Source organism: Sinomonas sp. T428B (genome assembly GCF_056780155.1).
Map to the genome: position 1 here is coordinate 383812 of NZ_JBRAZR010000001.1, position 23375 is coordinate 407186.

Annotated in this window: 1 protein-coding gene (running past one end of the window); it reads left to right on the plus strand. The window is 73.0% G+C overall.

The annotated features are described in order from the left end of the window. Positions 1–23375 carry the 5' portion of a carbohydrate-binding protein gene (locus ACUYMY_RS01865; protein ID WP_481701946.1) on the plus strand. It continues 5611 nt past the right edge of the window, so the window shows 23375 of its 28986 coding nt (coding positions 1–23375); its start codon is at positions 1–3; the stop codon falls past the right edge of the window.

Genomic DNA, 23375 nt, shown 5'->3' on the forward strand with positions numbered 1-23375 from the left:
GTGCTCTGGACTGTGCTTCGACGAACGCTGAGGCGGCTCATCGCCGTCCTCGCGTCGTTGTGCATGGTCCTCACGGTCACGGCCCCCGGGTCCACCGCGGCAGACGCCGCAGGCGCAGCCACCCTGGGGTATCCGCAGCTGGACCCCGTGGGAGAGCATCAGGACGCGGCGTCACTCCCGGCGGTGCCCGATGGCACCGCGATCGGGTACGGCGACCTCTTCGCGGTCCTCCCGGCGGCAGCCGCACTCTGGCCAGGCCAGAATGTGGATGCCGCCGTTTTCGTGCTCGCGGACCTTCCGGGCACGGCCCTCGCCGTCACCTCCGGCACGACCATCACCGTGGACGCCACGGCAGCGGGCTGGGGCTGGAGCGTTGGCGGCACCGACCCGAACCGGATGGACCTGCTGACCGTCGTGGCCCACGAACTCGGCCACGTCCTCGGCCTGCCGGACCTCGAGGGCGGGAGCGACCTCATGAGCCGGGTGCTCTACCCCGGCGAGCGGCGGTACGCCTCGGTCCTCAGCCCGGCTCCGGCTCCAGCGCCGGAGCCCGTTGCCGCCGTCGAGCCGGTCCAGCCCGTCCAGCCGGTCGAGCCCATCGTCGAGCCCCAGCCGGTCCTTGAGCCGGTCGCCGAGCCCGCACCGGTTGCCGAGCCGGCGCCGGTCGCTGAGCCGGCGCCCGCCGTCGTGCCCGAGCCGGTGGAGCCGGCGCCCGCCGTCGTGCCCGAGCCCGCCGCCGGGCCGGCGTCCCAGGACCCCATCTCAGCGGGCGCGGCGGGGGCGGCGGTGTCGACCGTGTGGCAGCTCGCCATGGCGGGGACGACGGCGACGCTCGCCTTCCATGCGGACGGCACCGTGAGCTTCGGTTCGGACGCGACCGGCTACACGACCCGCGCGCTCGCGGGCCTCACGGCCATCGAGGTCCGGGGCTCGGCCGGGGACGACGTCTTCACGCTCGACCGCAGCGGCGCCGACGCGGCCATCACGGTCTCCTTCGACGGGGCCGCGGGCTTCGACACGCTCGTCACGGTCGGCGGCGGGAGCATCCGCTCCCTCCCGGTCAACGGCAGCTCCGGCACCCTGCATCTTGGCGCCACGACGGTGGTCTACGCGAACATCGAGCCGATCACGAACGCCGGCACAGCCACGGACATCCTCTTCACCCTCAGCGGCAGCGACGACGAGGCCGTGCTCGAGGAGATCGTCGGCGGCCTGCGGCTGCGCAGTCTCAACGGCACCTTCGAGCAGACGGACTTCACCGCCCCGAGCGCCACGCTCACGATCAACGGCGGCGACGGCGCTGACACGATCACGCTCACGGGCGCGATCGCGCTCCTCGGCGCGAAGCTCGTCATCAACGTCGAGAAGATCACCGTCGCGTCCGGTGCGGCCGTCACCGCCGCCGGGGTTGAGCTGACCGCCGCGGCCTCCGCGACGGGCGGGCCGAGCCTCGGCTGCGTCCTGGCGCTCGCGACCCACTGCGCGGACGCCTCGGTCACGGTCGACGGCGCGACCATCACGGCGGACACGATCTCGCTCACGGCCACCGCGGCCGTTACGCCAGACGCGTCGCACGCGACGGCCTACGCGGTCGTCGTCGACTCGAAGGCCGCCGTCTCGGTCCTCGGCTCCTCGCAGCTGACGGCGATGACGGGCGACGCGCTCCTGTCAGCCGCCTCGACCGTCGGCCCCGTGACCCTCTCGAAGAAGTACGGCGACGCCGCCATCATCGCCTCGGACGCCACCGTCACGGTCGGCGGCTCGGCCGTCGTCACCGCGGGCGGGAAGGCCACGATCACCTCGACCTCGACGGTCGACGCCGGAGCGACCCCCGGCTCGGACGCCGCGAAGGACGAGGGCACCGCGGGCTCCGACGGCAGCGCGAGCTTCGATGCCGCCGTCGCCCTCCTCACCGTGACGGCGACCGCGATCAGCGCCGTGACCGGCACGGCCCGGCTCGCGGTCATCGGCGCCCTCGAGGTCCTGGCCAAGAACGCCGCGACCCTCAACGGCGTCGCCGACGCGAAGGACGCGGCGGCGGGCGCGGGCATCGCCGTCGTCCACCTCGACCAGACAACACGCGCCTCGATCGACTCGGCGAGCACCACGCCGACCACCGCCGCGACCCTGGCCGTGCTCGCCGAGCAGGAGGCCACCCTGACGGCCAGCTCGAACGCCGGCAAGGGCGGCGCGACCCAGAACAACAAGGACGCCAACAGCTCCGACCGGGCGAACGGCCAGTCGTCGACGTCCGACGGCGCGATCGGGGTCGCGGGCGCCCTGTCCGTCTCCGCCCTGACGACGGACACGAAGGCGTTCATCGCCGGTGCCAAGGTCCACACCCCGGGCGCGCAGTCGGTCAAGTCCACCGCGAAGAACACGGTCACGACGTCGGCGGACGCCGGCACGGCCGACGGCAGCGGCGGCTCGACGGGCTTCGGCCTCGCGATCGGCGTGGCCGTGAACATCATCGACCTCCTCACGGAGGCGTTCGTCGGCGCCGGCACCGGGCTCGAGACCTCGGGCCTCACGGTCGAGGCCGCCGGGCCCGCCGCCGGGGACTCGTCGTTCACCGCGACGGCCGTGTCGGGCAAGAAGAACAGCGGCAGTGCCTCGATTGCCGGCTCGCTCGCCGTCAACCTCCTCACGGCGTACACGGCGGCCGAGCTCCGCGGCGCGGGCACGGCGCTCAATGCCGCCGACGTGACGCTCACCGCCCGCGGCGCCCAGAAGAACCACACCAAGGCGAGCGCGAAGCAGGACGGCGGCTCGGTCGGCGTCGGCGCGTCCGTCGCCCTGAGCATCGTCAACGCCACCGTCCGGGCGGGCCTTGCGGCCGCCGCTGCCGTGACGGGCATCAGGAACCTCACGCTCACCGCGACCGGCACGGACGAGACGACGACCGAGACCCAGGGCGGTGCCGGCGGCGGCTCCTCCGCCTCGCTCACGGGCGTCGCGAGCATCGCGATCCACAACGTGCGCACGGTCGCCTCGATCCTGGCGGGCCCGGAGCTCACGACCGCGGGCGCCCTCACGGCGACGGCGGACCAGACGGCCAAGGCCACGACGACCGCGACGGGCGCCACGACCGCCGGCGCTGGCGCGAGCCTCGGGGCAACCGTCTCCTTCGCGCTCACCTCGGCCACGCACGAGGTCGACGCGTCCCTCTACCGCGACGCCGACGTCACGGGCGCCGTCGCGATGGCCGCACACGGAGTCTCCGCGACGGCGACGACCGCGACGGCCTCCGCGGCCGGCGCGCCGGACGAGAGCGGCGACGGCACGGGCAAGACCGCGAACCAGAAGTCCGACGGCCACCTCGCGAACGCGTCCTCGCGCTCGAGCGGCGGCTCGGGGGACTCGAGCACCCCGGCGGCGCAGAACGAGGACGGCACCGCCGTCACCGTCGCCGCCGCGATCGCCTTCAACCTCGTCACGAGCGTCACGACGGCGCTCCTGGCCCCGGCGGCGGCGCTCAAGGCGACCGGCCCCGTCTCGTTCACGACCACGAACAACACCGACGCGAAGGCCGTCGCCGACGGCACCTCGACGGGTGCGACGAGCGCCGGCATCGGTGCTGGCCTGGCCGTCAACCGGATCACGCTCGTGAACGAGGCGAGCATCGGCGTCGGCGCATCCGTCACCGCGGGCGGCCTCACGCTCAGCGCGACCGTCAAGCCCGTCGCGGCGGACACCATCCATGCGTTCGAGGCCACCGCGAAGGCTGGCGCGACCGACGGCAGCGGCACGCTGGGGATCGCCGGCGCGTTCGCCCTCAACCTCGTCGACGAGACGACCCTCGCCGTCATCCACGGCGACCAGACGCCCGGCCCCGCGCCGCAGCCCGTGCCCGGGATCGCGATCCTCGGCTCCGGCGCCGTCGCCCTCACCGCTGCCTCGGCCGCGACCCACAAGGCCTCGGGCAAGGCGAGCCAGTCCGGCACCGGCACGGCGGGCATCGGCGCCGCCTTCGGGCTCAACCTCATCACCTCGCGCGTCTACGCGGGCATCGACCAGGTCCTCGACCCGACCCGCGGGCCCCCGCTCACCGACGCCGGCGCACTGAGCATCACCGCCACCCAGGTCGCGACGCTGACCACGGAGGCGGAGGCCGGCGGAAAGTCCGGAAGCGTCACGATCGTCCCCGCCGTCGCGATCACCCTCGCGACCCTCACCGCCAGCGCCTCCCTCGGCGCGAGCACGGCGCCCCTCATCGCCGCGAGCGTCACCGCCGCGGCCACCCAGACCGTCACCGCGAGCACGACCGCGAAGGGCTCGACCCAGGCAGGCAGCACCGCGGGCATCGGCGTCTCGCTCGCCCTCGCAGTCCTCGACAACGTCGTCGCCGACTCGGGCAGCGCGCGCAGCATCACCGCCACCGGCGCCGTCGCCTTCACGGCGACCCAGAGCGTCTCCGCCACGACCCTCGCCGAGGCCGCAACGAAGGGCGCCGACCCGTCCGAGGGCTCTGACGGCGGTGGCAAGGACGTCAATGAGAAGGCCGACGCCAACCTCGCCAAGGCCAACGCCTCCCGCAACGCGAATGGCGGCTCGACGAGCGAGTCGTCCACCCCGAAGGCCGCGACGAACGACGACGGCGGCAACTCGGTCTCGATCGCCGGCGCCATCGCGATCAACCTCGTCACGAGCACGGTCCGTGCCTGGCTCGGGAACGGCGCCACGTTCTCCTCCGGCGGCGTCGTGACCGTCAAGAGCCTCGCCAACACCGACGTGAAGGCCGAGGCCAAGGGCGACTCCGCGACCGACGGCTCGGTCGGCGTCGGGGCCGGGGTCGCCGTCAACCGCGTGACCATCGTCAACGAGGCCCTCACGGGCACCGCGACGATCACGGGCGCCGGGCTCGTCCTCTCCGCGGGGCTACGCGGCGGCGACGGCAACGACGTCATCCGCCGGTGGGACGACGAGGCCAAGGAATGGCAGATCGTCGAGGAGGGCAAGCAGCTGCCCGGCCCGAGCAAGAACGACGCCACCTTCGTCACGACGAACGGCGGCGACTCCGACGGCGATGGCACCGACGACGGCAACGACGGCCTCTACACGTTCGACGGGACGGCCTGGAACCTCACGACCGACGTCTCGCTTGCCCAGGCCGACAAGACCAAGCCCGTAGCGGCCCTGCCGGGCTCGGCCTCCGACGGCGACCACTACTGGCTCGCCGCCGCGAAGGACGGCAAGCCGGCCGGCAGCATCTGGAAGCGCGAGGCCGGGAACTGGGTCTTCGTCACGCGCCACGCGGTCAAGGAGAAGGTCGAGCTCCCGCGGGACACGATCGAGGAGAAGTCCTGGTTCCACCTCACCGAGGCGGACGGGGCCAATGCGGCCGGCTTCTACCAGCGCAAGGACGACCACACGTGGGAGTTCAAATTCGCCGCGGCCACGCTGGCCGACGGCGACGCCCTGCCCACGAGCCCCACGGCAGACCAGATGTTCCGGCTCTGGGAGCACGAGGTCACGGCCACCGCCCGGGCCGGCGCGTCCAAGTCCACGAGCGTCGGGATCGCTGGCGCCCTCGCCCTTAACATCCTGAGCAACACCACCCGGGCTGTGCTCGGGGCCGGTTCCTCCGCGACCCTCACGGGCGCCGCCGTCGAGATCTCGGCGAAGGCCAACGAGCTGGACCGGGCGACGGCGACCGCGAGGGCCGAGGTCGGCTCGGCGACGGGCGTCGGGGCCTCCGTCGCCATGCAGATTGTCGGGGGCTCCGCCCCGACAAATACGGTCAGGGCCGAGGCCGAGGACACGGCCGTGCTCACGGGCGGCACCTCGCTCGCCGTCCTCGCCGTCGGCTTCCGCGAGATGCTCACCGAGGCCGAGGGCGGATCCGAGGGCAAGACCGGCGTGACCCCGGTCCTCGCGATGGTCGTCAGCGTGGACGACGCCGTCACGGCTCGCCTCGGCGCCGCAGGCCTCGGGGGCACCGGGTACTCCGGCACCGGCGCCGTCACCGTCCGTGCCGCCCACGCGAGCCGCATCGTCACCGAGGGCAACGCTGAGGCCGCGGGGAAGTCCACCGCCGTCGGCATCGACCTCGCGATCAACGCCGTGGTCGGCTGGGACACGCTCGCCGAGATCGCCCGCAACACCCAGGGCACCGCGGTGGACGTCCTCGCGGTCTCCGCCATCACGACCGAGGCGAAGTCCGTGGCGAGCGCGAAGGGCTCCGACGAGGGCGACTCGAGCGGCGACTCGAAGGCCAACGGCCAGGTCAACGGCTCGAACCCGAACACGTCCGGCACGCAGTCCTCGACCTCGTCGATGCCGAGCTCGAGCGGCGGGACGAACGGCTCCAACGGCGCGAGCGGCGCGAACTCGCAGCAGAGCAGCGAGTCCGGGGCCTCGGGCTCGAGCACGGGCGTCGCCGCGGCGCTGGCCGTCAACTGGGTCGTCGCGACTTCGGCGGCGCGGATCGCCGCGAACCGCACCGTCACGGCGACGGCGGGCGCTGTCACCGTCCGCTCGACGCTCCTCGCGAGCGCCAACGCCCTCGCCCTCGGCTCGTCGATCGACCTGCAGAAGGACGGCACGCGCGTCGCCGCGACGATCGGCCTCAACGTCCAGGACCTCACGAACCAGGCCAGCATCGGCGCCGGCGCCCACGTCACGGGCCAGACCGGCATCACCGTCCAGGCCACCGTCCCGACGCCGGACGCCGACGACGACCCCTTCAACGCCGACGTCGCCGACCCGAGCTACAACGACTTCGTCGTCTGGTCGTTCTCGGCAGCGGGCGGCAAGAGCACCTCGGTGGCCGGGAGCGCGGCCGTCCAGATCCTCCTGATCTCCTCGAACGCCTGGGTCGGCGCGGGCGCCGAGCTCGACGCCCCGGCCGGCGGCATCACGGTCGGCGCGTACGCCCCAATCCGGTTCCAGAACCCCGCCATCGTCGGCGCTCTGTCCACCAACAGCGGCACCGCCGTCGGCGCGGCCTTCTCGGTCAACTGGCTCGAGGTGGACACGACGGCGTGGATCGACTCGACCGCCGTGACCCAGACCCGCACGGACGCCTCGGGCGCCACCTCCGTGACAGCCCGCACGAGCGTCAACCCGCTCGTCCCGGACCTCCCCGCGCCGCTCGCGGGCAAGGTCGACTGGCTCAAGCTCTCGTCCGTCGCGATCGCAGGCGGGGCCAGCTCGGGCGGCGCGGCCGTCACGGGCGGCTTCATCGTCGAGATCCTGAGCCTCGACACGCGGGCCTGGATCGCCGACGGCGCGCTCGTGAACCAGGAGGGAGCGATCGGCGGCGCCGGCCAGACCCTCACGGTCCGGGCCACGGACGCCCTGCGGCTCGTGGACGTCGGCGGCGCCCTGGCGGCGAGCAAGGACTCGGCCGGGATCGGCCTCACGGTCGTCGTCGCGATCGTGAACTCGAACGTCCGCGCGTGGATCGGCGACTGGGCGCTGGTCCGCGCGGGCGGCGCCGTGACCGTGGCCGCCGCGGCGGCGGAGGACTGGTTCGCCCTCGCCGTCGCCGGCGCCATCTCGGCCAACTCGGCAGGCGTCTCGGGCTCGGTGCTCGTCGTCGTCGTGAACCAGGGCGGCTCCTCGCCCATGGTCCTCGCGGGCATCGGCGACAGCGATGTGCACGCCCTCGGCGCCGTGAACGTCACCGCCTCGCGCACCGCGACCGGCGCCTTCTCCTCCGGCAACCTCTCGATCGGCGGCGGATCGGCCGGCGTCGGCGCCGCCGCCGTGGTCAACGTGCGCGGCTCGGACGTGGAGGCCCGCGTGCTCGCGGGCGCCGACCTCCAGGCCGGCGGGGCGGGCCTGACCGTCTCCGCGGTCCAGTCCGCGGACTTCACGCTCATCGCCGTCGCCGGCGCGGGCGGCAACACGGCCGGCGTGGCCGGCTCGGTCGTCGTCGACGTCATCGACCACTCGACCAAGGCCCATCTCGACGGCGCGACGAGCGCCCCCACGACCCACGTCGCCGTCCTCGCCCAGGACACGACGGCGATCCTCTCCCTCGCGGGGCAGCTCACCATCGGCGGCACGGCCGGCGTCGGCGCTGGCGTCGACGTCGAGGTGATCACGAAGGACACGCAGGCCTGGCTCGCGAAGACGGCCGACGTCGTCGGCAGCGGCAGCCTCACGGTCGACGCAGTCTCGAGCGAGGACATCACCTCGATCTCCGTGGGCGGCGGCTTCGCGGGCACCGCCGCGGTCAACGTCAACGCGGCCGTCTCGGCCCTGACCATCACGACGAAGGCGTTCATCGCCGACGGGACGGGCGCGCTCGACGCCGCGAACGTCGCCGTCGACGGCAGCGTGCGCGTCGCCGCGGGCGAGACCCTCGACCTTGACGTGATCGGCGGCAACATCTCTGCCGGCGGCACGGCGGGCGTGGGCGCCTCGGTCGCCGTCCCGGTCACGACCAAGGAGACCCACGCCTGGATCGGCGCCTGGGCCACGGTCGCGGCCAAGGGCGGCTCGCCGCTCACCGTCGCCACCGGCGGCACGACCGTCACGACCAAGGACATGCGGTTCGCCCCCGCGGACGTCAACACGGGCACGGACACGATCACGCTCGCGAACCACGGCTTCGCCAACGGCGACGTCGTCTACTTCGACGCCGGCTGCGCCAACGTCCCCGCCTGCACGACGCCGGGCCTCACCCACCGCACGCAGGCGTACTACATCGTGGGCGCGACGGCGAACACGTTCCAGGTCTCGCTCACCAGGGGCGGCGCACCCGTCGACATCACGGGCACCGGCACGAGCGTCAACCAGCGCTTCTACCGGGCCGACGAGGCCAACGTCACCGCCGACTCGACACCGCGCTTCAACCCCGCCACGGCCGTCAACTCGGGCGCCGACACGATCACGCACGACCTCGGAACCATCGCCAACGACGACGCCGTGGTCTACACGGCCGGCGGCGGGACGCCGATCGGGGGCCTCGTCGACGGCGGCACTTACTTTATCTCCGACCTCTCGGGCACGACCTTCAAGCTCCGCACCAAGAAGAGCACCGAGGCCGGCTCGCAGATCGTCGACCTCGACATCACGGGCCTGAGCCTCGCCCAACTCGGCCGGGCGCACAGCCTCACCCCGACCGGCACGGCCCCCTCGGGCGACCCGAGCGCCTTCGGCCCCCGTGAGATCACCTCGGGAACCCAAGCCGGCTTCCGTGGCGTCGCCGTCACTGCCAACAACGTCGACGACATCGGGGCCTACGGCATCGGCTTCGCGATCGGCGGCACGGCCGGCGTCGCCATCACCGGCTCCGTCGCCGTCAACACGGTCAACACCTCGGCGCACATCGGCGCGAACGCGAAGGTCAACTGCGGCGTGACGTGCGCGAGCACGGTCGCCGGGGCCGACGCCGCCCAGGGCGTGCGCGTCGCCGCGGCGAACGTCTACTACGAGCTCGGCATCGCCGCGGCCCTCGCAATCGGCGGCACCGCCGGCGTCGCCGTCCCCGTCGCGGTCCGGGTCGCTGACATCGACACCTACGCCTACATCGCGACCGGCTCGACGGTCCGGGCCCGCGGGACCATCGAGGTCCTCGCCCAGGGCAAGGACACGGTCGTCTCGGTCGCGGCCGGCGCGGGCGGCGGCACGGTCGGCGTCGCCGGCACCGTCGGTGTCACCGTCCTCACCGTCCACACCTTCGCGTGCACCGGCACGCCGACAGGGGCTGACGCGTACGAGTGCCTCGGCGCCGGCGCGACCCTCCGGGCGGACAACAACGTCGTCGTCTCCGCGACCGACGAGACGAAGGCGGTCCTCCTCACGATCGCGATGGCCGGCGGCCTCGTCGGCGTCGGGGCAGCCGTGGGCGTCCTCGTCCTCGACAAGGAGGTCCGGGCGTACCTCGGAGGCGACGGCGCGGTGACCGCTCTGGGCCAGGGCGCGGGCGTCGCCGGGGTGTCCGACGGCACAGTGAGCACGGGGGATCCCACGGGCTTCGGCCGCCAGACCTTCTCCGGCACCGTCGTCCGCGCCGGCTCCTCCGAGAGCGTCTTCGGCCTCGCCCCCTCGATCGGCGGCGGCTTCGTCGGCGTCGCAGGCGGCGTCCAGGTCACGCTCCTGACCGTGGACGTCAAGGCCTTCGTGGGCGGCGGCGGGACGCTCGACGGCGCGGGCCTCAACGTCTCCTCGACGGACCGCTTCACCTCGCTGACCATCGCGGGCGGCATCGCCGGCGGCTTCGTCGGCGTCGCGGGCGGCGTGGACATCGGCGTCGCGAACACCTCGGTGCAGGCCGCCCTCGGCGGCGGGCTCGTCGTGACGGTCGGCGGCGACGTCCAGGTCTACGCGGTCTCGACCAAGGACGTGAGCACCTTCGCGGTCAGCGCGGCGGGCGGGTTCGTCGGCGTCGCCGCGGCGGTCTCGGTCTGGACCGTGGGCACGACGCCGACCGGCGCCTACCACGCGGCCGACGGCGGCGACGACCGCGGCGCGTGGGACGCCGGCACGACGTACCGGCAGGGCGATGTCGTGACCCACAACGGCAAGCGCTACTCCGCCAAGGTGGACAACCCTGCCGTGGGCACGAACCCCGAGGCGAACCCCGCTCAGTGGCTCGGCGAGACGAGCGCCCTCGGCCGCGGCGACTACAGCGCCAGCGCCGTCTACAACAAGGGCGACGAGGTCAAGGGCTCGGACGGTAACTACTACACGGCGCGCACCGACGGCCTCGGGGGCGTCGACCCCGTGGGCCAGGCCTACGACAGCGACGGCAACAGCACGCACTGGAAGAAGGGCGGCGTCCTCGGCTCCGCGACCGCCGGCGGCGAGGCCGCCCAGGGCGGCAGCGGCGGCTACCGGGACAGCACGCTCACGGGCACGACGGCGTCCTCCGGCCCCGTCGCCGCGTGGAGCGCCGCGGCCTCCTACGACGAGGGCGACCGCGTCACCTTCGGCGGCCGGACCTTCGCCGCAAAGAACGCCGTGGGCCCGAGCGCGACCGACCCCACCGCCGACCCAACGAACTGGCGCGAGATCTCCGGTGCCGAGCTCAAGACCAACAGCCGTCTCGCGGGCCACCTCGGCGGCGTCGGCACGCGGATCTCCGGCGCGGCCCCGGCCGCGAACCCCGCGGCGACGGCCCTCGGCATGCCGCCGACCGGAGGCACGACGGCGACGCTCAACGCGACCGTGACCGCGGGCGGGAACGTGCGCGTCATCGCGACGGACCGCCTGCGCGTCCTCGGCGTCGCCGGCGCCGCGGCCGGCGGGGCGGTGGGCATCGGCGTCTCCGTCCTCGTCCTCAACATCAAGTCCGTCACGGACGCCGGGATAGGGGCGGCCGCGCGCATCACCGCGGCGGGGGACGTCGTCGTCGCGGCCGGCATGCACGAGACGAGCGTCGGCATCGGCTTCGCGGGCGGGGGCGGCATCGTGGGCATCTCGGGCCAGGTCGTCGTCGTCAACGACTCCGGGACGCAGCGGGCCCACGTCGACGGCGGCGCGGAGATCCGCAAGGCCGCCGGGGGCAGCGGCGTCCTCGTGAGCTCGACCGCCGAGCGCAGCCTCGAGACGTACACGATCGCGGCCGCGATCGGCGCCGTCGGCGCGGGCGTCTCGGTCTCCGTCGTCAACGTCTCGGGCGACAACACCGCGACTGCCGGCGCGGTCGCCGTCGGCTCCGCCGGGACGGTGACCGGCTTCGACGCGAGCGTCACCGACAACATCACCGTCAACGCGCTCGCCGTGAGCGCCGCAGGCGGCATCGCGGCGATCGGCGGCGTCGTGGCCTTCGTGTTCCTCTCCGGGACGGCCTCGGCGAGCGCCTCGCCGGTCGGGACGGTCGGCGCCCACGGCGTCCACGCGACGGCGACGGGCACGCGCGCCGTGACCTCGCGGGCGTACAACGTGACCTTCGGCGCAGTGACGGTCGGCGTGACCGTGGCGCGGGCCAACTCGGCCCGGCATCTCGAGTCCACGGTCGGCGGGGCCGTGACCACGTCGGGTCCCGTCGCGTCCACCGCGACGGCGACGAACACCGTGACCGTCCGCGCCCCGGCCTTCGCGATCGCCGGCGTCGACATCGGCATCACGGTCGTCTTCGCCGAGCTCGCGGGCCACACCCTGGCCCGCGCCGTGGGCTCCGTCTCCGGCGCGTTGTCGATCGAGGTCCGCGCCCGGGCGGCGAACACGGCGGACGCTAACGTCATCCTCGAGAAGGGCGCCCTCCTCGGCCTGAGCGGCGCGTGGGCGAGCGCCCGCATCACCTCGGGCGCCTCCATCCGGGCCATCGCCGAGGCGGGCTCGAGCCTCGGCTCGACCGGCGCCATCACGATCAAGGCCGAGACCCAGGGCGCGGGCAACCTCGCCAAGGGCATCGTCGAGTCCATCTCGGTGGGCCTGCTCGACCTCAAGGCCATGGTCGCGATCGCCACCGTGGCGAACGAGACCCGCGCGACGCTCGACGGCGCCGTCACCGGCGCGGCGAGCGTCGACGTCCTGGCCACCTCGACGAACACGACCGACGCCCGGGCGCTCTCGACCGCGATCGGCCTCGGCGCCCTCGCGATCGGCGCCGCCGACTCGAAGATCACGGGCGGCACGGTCGCCAACGGCGCCGGCGGGATCTCGGCCTCCGGGGCCCCGGTCACGTTCAAGGCCACGAGCCACAACGGCGCGACGGCCGTCTCCAACATCGTCACCGGCGGCCTCCTCGCGGGCGTCGCTGTGAGCTCGCCGGTCGCGGACGTCTCGGCCCCCACGTCCGCCGCGTACGGCGGGAGCCTCACCGCGGCGTCGTCCCTCACCCTCGAGGCGGACGCGCAGAACACCGCGACCGCGACGGCCAAGGTCCTCGCGACCGGCATCGCCGCCGTGACGGGCGGCGCGTCGACGGCGCAGGTCACCTCCGGCGCGGACACCTCGGCAGTGATCGGCTCGACCGGCAGCGTCTCGGGCGTCACCGGCAAGGTGTTCGTCTACGCCCACGCCGTGAACCGCTCGACGGCCAAGGCCGGCGGCAAGGGCTTCGGCGGCATCAGCATCACGGTCATGTACCCGCTCGCGACGGACTCCTCCGTCACCCGGGCCGCGATCGACGGGCACGTCGGCTCGACCCACACCGACCCCGCCCTCGGCACCGTCGGGGACGCCGGCGCCGCGGAGGTCGAGGCCAAGGCCGTCGGCGACTCGGCGACGAAGGCGAGCGTGGACTCCTTCGGGATCGGCCTCATCGCCGTCTCGACCTCGACCGCGGAGGCCCGCACCGAGCCCGTGGTCCGGGCGACCTTCGGCGGCGGCCACGTCACCGCCTCGGGCAGCGTCACGCTCTTCGCCCAGTCCCTGACCGACGCCGACTCGTTCGCCGACGCCGTCTCCGGCGGGCTCATCGACATCCAGGCCGGCTTCACGGCCGAGTCGCACGCCAACCCGGACGTCTTCGCGACCGTCACGGGCGGCTTCGTCCAGGCCGGAGGAACCCTGAGGATCACGGCGCTGCACGGCGTCGTCCCCGGCACCGTCTCCGACGGCACGATCACGGGCGTGAACTGCAGCGGCGCGGACACGCTGTGCTTCTCGGCAGCGCACGGCATCGACACGGGGGACATCGTCACCTACAGCGCCCCCGTGACGGGGAACCCGCTCGTGGACGACGGCGTGGTCCCCAACCCGCTCGCGATCGGCGGCCTCGGCGACGGGCGCACCTACGGCGTGATCGTCGTCGACGGCGCGACCCTGCGCCTCGGCGAGCGGTTCGACGCGTCCAACCCGGACGACCCGACGATCCCGTACGACGGCCAGCTCATCCAGCTCGACACCGGCAGCCTCTACTTCCCGAACGGGCATCACTTCCGCACGGGCGACCGCGTGGTCTACTCGTGCGGCGCGGGCGGCGCGGCCCTGGGCACGTCGCCGGCCGGCGGACTCGTGTGCGGCGCCTCCTACTACATCTTCGTCGTCGACCCGAACCGGATCCGGCTCTCGACGAGCCTGCTCGACGCCGACGGCGTGATCGTCCGCTCCTTCACCCCCGACGGCTCGACGCTCACGGGCGGGAACACGATCAACGTCGGCAGCCACGCGGGCCTCACCGAGGGCCAGGCGGTCGTGTACTACGCGCCCGCCACGGTGGACTTCAAGAGCACCCTCATCGACATCGACGCGAACGGCAGCGGCCAGCTCGAGGTCGACGGCGACGGCCGAATCGTCCGCGACGGCTCGTGGAACACGATCTACGCCCCGTCCCATGGCTGGAGCAACGGCGACGCCGTCGTGTACACCGTGACGGACCCGGCGATGGCTATCGGCGGGCTCGTCAACGGCCAGACCTACTACGTGCTCACCGCCGACCCCGACGGCTCGTGCCCCTTCTTCTGCCCGCTCGATCCCAGCGGGGCCCACATGATCCGCCTCGCCACGTCCCTGTGCGCGACGGGCCTCGGGCAGAAGGACGTCGACCCGGGCCCCGGCGTCGACCTCGAGGACTGCGGCGCCTCGGACATCCAGGCCATCAGCCTCTCGACCATCACGAACCCGCTCGACGCGAACTTCTTCAAGGCGATCATCGCGAGCCACACGCTCCGGCGCGTGGGCTACGAATCCATTGGCCTCACCGAGGGGCACATGTACTACGTGCACCTCATCGACGATGCCGACGACAACAAGATCCAGCTCCGCGACGCGGCCGGCAACACGATCGGCGGCCTGAGCACGAAGCTCGGCACGCACGTCCTGCGGAACCAGGGCCTCGGCATCACCGGCCCCGGCACCGGCATCCACGAGCTCTACCTCGACCTCGGTCCCTCGACGACGCTCAACGGGTCCCCGCACCAGCTCCTCGGCGTGGGCGGCCTCGGCTCGCCGAGCGCGACGGGGGTCAATGGGGTCGTCGAGGCGACGAGCACGGGCATCGGCGGCGGGCTCTTCCGGTTCAGCGACGTCTACTCCGAGACGAACGTGACCATCGACGTCACGGTCGAGGTCCAGGGCGGGACGCTGCGGGGCGGCGCCGTCGTCGTCGACGGGCGCTCCTACCTCAAGACCTCCGCCTCGTCGGTGGGCAAGGGCGGCGGCTTCCTCGGCTTCGGCGCCTCCAACGCGATCGTCGACGCCGTCAACAACGTCACGACCCGCATCGCCGGCGGCGCGAGCGTCTTCTCCGCGACCGACCTCCAGGCCACCTCGTTCGCCATGACGAGCGCGAACGGCGAGGCCGTCAACCGCACCGGCGGCCTCATCGCCGGCGCCGACACGGACGTGGATGTCGAGATCGGCTACACCGTCCTGACCGAGGTCGACGGCGGCCTGACCGCCAACCGCTCGGTCCTGGCCGACGCGGCGGCCGGCTACAACGGCGTCGCCCGCGCGTCCTCCGGCTCGGGCGGCCTCGGCACCAACTCCGACGCGAACGACGACTCGAACCAGGGCGTCGGCGTCGGCCGCGAGCACACGGCGAAGGCCGACACGGTCATCGGCTCGACAGCGAGCCTGCGCGGCGCGACGGTCCAGGAGTCCGCGGGCTCGGGCGTCCGCTGGACGATCGACCTCGGCGACGGCTCGATCGACCGCGTGGACGAGACGGTCCGCGCCCTCGCCGCCTCCGACGCCGACGCGTACGCCCTCGGCGCCGACTCCGACGCGAGCGCCTACGTCTACGTCAACGACAACGTCACGGTGACCCTCGAGGGCGGCTCGCTCACGGAGGGCGACGCCGTCACCATCCGCGCCGAGCACGCCAATCTGAACCTCACCGCGGACGCGAACGCGAACTGCGGCTGCGGCGGGGGCGACACGGACGCGTACGCGGAGGTCCAGTTCGTCGGCGACTCGTCCGTGGTGGGGGCGGACGAGTCGACGATCCGCACCGCCGAGCTCGTGGTCTACGCGCTGACCTCGTACAGCCGGCTGTATGTCCACGCGCACCGCTCGGGCGGCTTCTTCGACGTGGGCGACGCCGACACCGACATCCAGTACACGCCGCGCCGGGACATCGCGTGGGAGTCCACCGTGTACCTGCTCGGCGAGCCCAACCCCGTGCTCGTCGTCGACGCCGCGGGCCGCATCGTGGCCAAGACCTACAACGTGACCGTGCGCGCGAGCCAGTTCGGCCCGGCCCTCAGCGTCGGCGACCTCATCGGCTCCGACACGATCTGGATCGACCCGATCCTCTACGACGAGCTGCCCGCCGCGCTGTTCCATGCGAACGCGCCCCAGGACGGCTGCGACGCCGACTGCAACAGCCTCATCCACGGCAACCGGGGCATCTTCTACCTCCAGGAGACGTGGGACTCCGTCCTGATCCGCAACAGCTCGGACAAGAAGATCGTCATCAAGGGCACGGCCGATCCGCAGAGCGTCTCCATCAACACGCTCAACAGCCACTTGAGCACGACCCCCGAGGCCGTCATCAGCGTCTCCCTCACGAACGGCGCCAACGCGCCCCCGGCCTGCCCCGGCACCGGAGCCAGCTACTGGTGCTGGCACCTCGAGCACCTCTTCCCCGCCACGGACGTCGTGATCGAGAGCCTGCGGACAACGACGACCACGGGCCACGACATCACTCTCGACGGGGACATCGTCAACAACATCGGCTCCACCCGCATCACGAACCAGCGCGGCTCGATCCTGCGCGGCACCGACGCCGGCAGCGAGACCGTGTACACCAACCGCCTGACCCTCGACGCCGAGAACGGCTCGATCGGCACCGTCCCGAACCCGCTCGCGATCGTCCTCTTCGAGATCTTCCACACCGGCACCCCCGGCGTCGCCCCCGTCCTCAAGCCCATCCACCTCGACGCCGAGGCCGGCCAGGACGCCTACCTCGACCTCCGCGCCGTCCGCGCGAGCTCGACCACGGCGAGCACCACGCCCTACGCGCCGGTCCTCGCGAGCATCAAGGCCGGCCACGACGCCGTCGTGATCCTGCGTGACAGCGGCGAGCGCGTCACCCCGCCGGCCGTCGGCGACGTCCGTGTCGACGTGTACACCCCGAACAGCATGCCCGCTCCGTACGGCAGCGGCAGCCCCGCCGAGAGCGTCGACACGACGTGCTACTTCCGCCCCGACGCGGCCGGCTGCGCCGACGCCCCCGTGATCGTCGGCGGCGCGATCGTCGCCACCGCCTTCGGCACCGACCTCGCCGCCCAGCGCTCGAGTGTCACGTTCGCGGACCTCCGGGCCGGGCATAACATCGGCGTCTTCCACGCCTCCGCGGCCGCCGAGGTCAACGTCGTCGCGTACACCGACGTCGACGCGGCCTGGACCGACGGGGACACCGGCGCCGTGCACGGGCTCATCGACGGCTCGGGCAAGACCGACGTCCTCACCAACGGCACGATCACGGTCGTCGAGCAGTCCGGCAAGGGCGACCTGCGCGTCGGCCACATCCACGCGACCGGCCTGTGCACCGGCGCGACGCCGAAGGCCTGCACCGCGGGATCGGCGGCCCTCGCCGCCGACGTGACGCTGCGCTCGCCGGCCCGGATCCTCGACGCCGAGCTCGACGCCGGCGTGATCGACACCGACGACGACGGCCTCCAGGCCGACGCCTACGACCTCGACATCTCGGGCGTCGCGAACGGCGTCGACGTGACCGGCCGGAACATCACGCTCGTCGCCGGGGACAACGGCCTCGGCGAGGCCGGCAGCGTCTCGGGCGTCGGCGGCGTCGGCCTCCCCGGCAACTTCCTCGAGGTCCACGTCGACGCCGTCGGCGGTCCGCTCGGCCACCTCGACGCCTCCGACACCGCGGCCGACGACGACAAGACGCCCGGCGTCTACCTCGACCAGGTCGCCGACGACCTGTGGATCGGGATCGTCCACACGGCCGGCGACGCCTCGCTCGCGACCGGCAACGTCTCCCTCCGCACCCGCGGCGGCAGCATCCTCGACGCCCTCAATGACGCCGCGGCCGACGTGATCGGCCAGACCGTGGACCTCGACGCGAACGGCGGCTCGATCGGCGGGAGCGCGAACGACCTCGAGATCGATTCGCTCGTCGGCTCGCCGTTCGCGTGCACGGACGCGAACTGCGCGAACAGCCCGGGCCCGGGTCCGGCGGCGGGGACGTCCGACGCCGGCCTGGCCGCCGTGGCGGACGACGTCGCCCTCGAGGCCGCGACCGGCATCTGGCTCACCGAGACCGACGCCTACCTGCGCCTCCTCCTCGCCCACGCGACGAGCGGGGACATCCGCCTCACCGTCCGCGAGTCCGGCGACCTCGACGAGGACCTCTTCCTCATCCGGAACGGCAGCGCGACGTTCGCCGAGGACAACTCGACCCTCCCGGGCAACGACCTCGACCACCCGCGCGTCATCCCGAACGGCACGGTCTTCGCCGAGAGCGGGAACGTCGAGCTCCGGGTCGGCGATGACGTGACCCTGCACGAGTTCACCCAGATCGTCGCGAGTGGGAACATCGACCTCCGCGGCGACTGGCTCAACCTCGACACCGTGGGCGGCAACGTCGCCTCGCCGGACGTCGCGGACGAGCACGGGACGACGATGATCCTGCGCGGTGCGATCGTTGCCGACGCCGTCGTGAGCGCCGGCGCGGCGACGGGCGAGCCGATGGGGACCTACACGCCGTCGTCCGCCCCGGTCCCCGCCCACGCGACCAACGTCTGGGGCAACGCCGACGCCGACACGTTCGACCTCGGCGACCCGTCCGGCCTCGACCTGGCCCAGCCGGGCGCGAAGACCACGTGGGGCAGCGCCGGCTACGTCTTCCTCGGCTCGAAGACCACGGTGCACGGCGCCGCGGCCCTCGCCCCGAACACGCTGGCGGCCGACGGCGAGGACCGCTTCACGGTCTGGTACCTGCAGTCGATGGATGTGCTCACGTCGCCCACGGGTCTGCAGAACCCGAGCCCCGCGATCGGAACAGGCACCGGAGCCGGCCACGTCCTGACCCTCGACGGCCAGGGCGAGACCGACCACTACCGCGTCTTCACGAACGGCTCGCACGGCAGCATCCGCAACTACATCGTCCAGATCCTCGACACGGGCCACGCCGCGAACGGCGTCGACGAGGCAGAGGTCTACGGCCACGACAACGCCGACCCCGCCGTCAACGGCTCCTCGGCCCCCGGCGTCAACCGGGCCACGGACGACATCTTCCTGCTGCGCGCCCTGACCTGCATCGACAACCAGAGCCCGTTCGGCCTCGCGGCCGGGGTCCCGGGCACGTGCACGAGCCCGACCGAGGCCGCGGACCGGCCAGCGTTCGTGGCCCTCCTCGCCGGCAGCGGCGCGGCCGACGGCGGCATCGGTGCCTACCGCGACCGGATCGCCGGGAACGAGCCGTCCTGGATGGTCCAGCGCATCACGTACGACGCCGCGCTCAACGGCCGGCTCACGGTCTTCGGCCTCGGCGGCAACGACGCCTTCTACTCGGACGACACGACCACGACGATCACCCTCGACGGCGGCGCGGGCAACGACACGTTCCAGATCGGACAGATCTTCGGCACCCAGCGGGACTCGGAGAACGCTCCCGACGGCGGGGCGCTGCTCCCCGCCGACACCTTCCCCGCCCTCATCCCGACGACGCGCGGCTGGCTCAGCCCGGGCACGCACGCCCCGCTGCTCGCAACGGGCGGCACGGGCAACGACCGCTTCACCGTCTACTCGAACCAGGCCGAGCTCCAGCTCAACGGCGACGACGACAACGACCTCTTCGTGGTCCGCGCCTTCGCGATCGCCGCGGTCTGCGACACGGACGCGGACAACATCGCCGGCTGCGGCCTCTCCGACGTCACCTTCGCCGGCGACCCGGTCACCGGCGCCTTCCCGACCACGGTGCCGTTCGGCCAGTGCAGCCTCGCCAACGGGTACGTCCGCTACGACACGAACGGCGACGGCGTCTGCAACAACGCCGACGCCCACACGACCTTCAACCACGCGCCAGGCTCCGGAATCGACCTCGACCACACGATGTGGGCCGACGATGTCATCCCTCTCGACGCGAACGGCGTCGCCGTCCCCGTCATCGGCCTGGGCTTCTCGGTGGCCCGCCCGCTCGACATCCGCGCCGGAGGCGGCGAGGACGAGGTTCAGTACAACGTCAACGCGCCCGTCAACGTCGACGGCGGCACGGGCTTCGACAAGCTCGTCGTGGTCGGCACCGAGTTCGCGGACGACTTCGCGATCACCGACAAGGGCATCTTCGGGGCCGGCCTCAACGTCAGGTACGCGACGATCGAGATCGTCGAGGTCGACGGCCTCGAGGGCGACGACCAGTTCTTCGTCCTCTCGACCGCCTTCGGCGTCGCCTACCGGGTCATCGGCGGGCTCGGCTCCGACCAGATCTCGGCCGCGGGGGACGTCACGGCGGACATCGTCACGCGCGAGCTCGAGGGCCTCTCCGGCGCCGTCGACCACATCGTCACGAGCACAGACCCGCGCTACGACGGCATCGTCGTCGACGGCGTGCCGTACAACCTGGCCACCCCGGAGACGGGCGTCGTCGTGATCCGCGAGACCGGCACGTCGACGAGCGTCCGCGAGGGCACGGCGGCGGGCCCTGTCACCCGGGTGGACTACTACACCGTCGAGCTGAGCCACGCCCCGAACGCCCCCGTCTACGTGACCGTCTCCGCCGCCCGCTCTCCGCAGGAGGAGGCCGACGACGCGTTCGCGAACCCGGCCGGGTTCGGCCTCACGGACGGCGAGGCGGACACGGTCTGGCTGTGCGTGGGCGCCTCCGACGCCCAGTGCGACGAGCTCTCCGAGTTCCAGCGGCACCTGATCGTCAACGGCGTGGTCGTCGACGAGGCCGGGCGCGCCGTCGTCCTCACGTTCCTCCCCGGCACGTGGAACGTCCCGCAGCGGGTCTACGTGTGGGCCGTCGACGACCCGCGCTCGGAGGGCGACCGGACCGTCGTCGTCCAGCACACCGTCATAGCCGCCGACCGGGTCAATGACGCCGAGTTCCACGGCGCGGCCGTGCGCCAGGTCAACGTCCGGGTCTACGACAACGACACCCCGGGCGCCTACGTGACCCAGGTCGAGCCCGGCGTCGGCGCGCCCAACAACGCGACGGCCGGGCGCGTCCTCGACGACCGCTCGCTCGTGATCGAGGGGACCGGAACAACCCAGCGCCAGGACGACCTCCTCGTCCAGCTCGCGAAGGACCCGGGCGCGACGACCGTGACCGTGAAGATCACGATGGACGCAGCCTCGCAGGTCCTCCTCCAGCTGGCCCTCGTGAGCCCGCTCGCCGCCGGCCGCTGGACCCAGGTCGTCGACGCCGACGGCACGCACTACCTGCTCACGTTCGACGGCACCAACTGGGACGTCCCCGTCCTGCTGCGGCTCACGGCCCGCCCGAACTCCGACCCGGGCGACCCGACGACGGCCGTCATCACGTGGGGCCAGGCGAACCCGACCGCCGCCTACCGCTTCCCGAACCTCCGCTCGGGCGTGCAGCGCACCGACGTCCTCGTGTACGACGACGAGACTGCCGGCGCGGTGACCATCCCGACGGGCGTGGACACCGTCGTCGTCCAGTGCGGCGACGCGGCGTGCAGCCTCCCGGGCACCTACCCGAACCAGACGGATGGGTACTGGCTGCGGCTCACGGCGAAGCCCACGGCGCCGGTCACCGTCGCGATCACGCCGGACGGCCTCGTGGACGTGTACGGGATCGTCGTCAACGGCGTCCTGCAGCTCGTCACCCCGGCCGACTACGCCGTGGTCGGCGGCGACCTCCCGTCCCGGCTGTTCCTGGGCAACCTGAGCTTCCTCGCCGGCACGGCGACGACCAGCACGGTTTCCCGGGCCAGCGGCTCGGATCTTGGAAGCTTCCTCGAGGAGGGCCTCGCGCCCGGGCAGCGGCTGCGCTTCGCGGCCTGCCCCGCGACGGTCTACACCGTGCTCACGGTGGCCCTCGACGGGAAATCCTTCACCGTCACGCCCGCGCTGGGGGCGGGCTGTGCCGGTGTTGTCTTGGGCACGTCCATCAACGTGCTCACTCGCTCGGGCCTGTGGGACGGCGCGGCGACGTTCAGCGTCGTGACGGGCGACGACGGCCTGCCGCACTACCGCCTGACGCGCGCCGACGCCTCGGGCTGGCTCGCGGACGGGTTCCTCGAGGGCCAGTGGGTCCAGGTCTGCGATGCCGCGAGCGTGTGCGTGCGGGTCAAGATCCAGAACATCCGCGGCACCAACGCGGGCCACGACGAGCAGCTCGAGTTCCGGCCCACGTCCTACGACTCGCTCGCCGCCCTCGGCGCCGGGCCGTACACCGTCGCGCGGATCGCGGCCCAGGCCACGTTCAGCAACGTCGACGCTGACCCGAATGCGTGGTTCCGCGACCAGCAGGTCGTCCTCCGTGCCGACCTCGGCTACTACCAGCCGATCGTCCGCCAGGGCGTCAAGCAGTTCCCCGTGAGCCAGCACCTGCTCACGCGGCTGCGGGGCCCGCTCGCCGTCGAGGGCGGGGTCTCCGGCGCCGACCGCAGCCTCGAGCTCGGCCTCAAGCTCCCCGGCGAGCAGGACGGCCCGCTGTTCGCGATCGGCGCCCAGGCACCCGAGTCGAAGCAGATCGACGTCCTCACCGTCTACGGCGACGGCTCGCAGGCCCACACTCGCGGCGCCATGACCTCGACGGCGCTGCGCGGGCTCGGCATGGCCGCGGACCTCGACTTCGGGGCCGGCTACGGCGGGGCGCAGGGCGAGACGTTCGGCGAGCCGCGCATCTTCCCGGGCGGCATCAGCTTCGGCTCGATCGCCGTGGTCGACGGCGCGTACGTCACCGACGGCGGCCGGAGCAGCATCGAGGTCCTGACCGTCCTCCTCGGCTCGGGCAACGACCGCCTCGACATCCAGGGCACGCTCCAGCCGGACGATGCCGTCAAGCTCACCGGCACCGTGGTCCTCGCCGCCTCGGCGGGCCAGTTCGGCTCGACCCACCGGCTCTCGCGGCCCGCGCCGTTCGACTGGAAGGCGCAGGGCTTCCTGGTCGGGCAGCCGGTGAGGATCGAAGATCAGAACACAGGCATGACGGGCGCCTGGAGGGTCGTGGGCTTCGGCGACGACGACCCGTCCGACACGACCGACAGCACGGTCATGTACCTCGCGCTGCTGTCGGGCACCGACACGAGCACAGTGACAAGCGGCACCGCGGTGCGCACCGTCGTCGGCCTCGACACCCCCGTGGCGTTCACCGGACAGCTCACCTTCACGGCGAACCTGGTGAACGCGGCGGGCACGGTCGACGGCGGGACGCTCACCCGGGCGGGCGGCTCGTGGGCCGCGGACGGCTTCGTGGTCGGGCAGCTGCTCATGCTCGAGCGGCTCGGGGTTGCGGGCGTCCCCGAACTCGTCGGCCGGTGGCGGATCATGGGCATCTCCGCCGACGGGCTCACGCTCACGCTCCGGCGCGGCGACGCCGTCGGGCCTCTGGGCACTGTGGTGAGCGGCACGCTCACGGCCTTCGTCCCCGG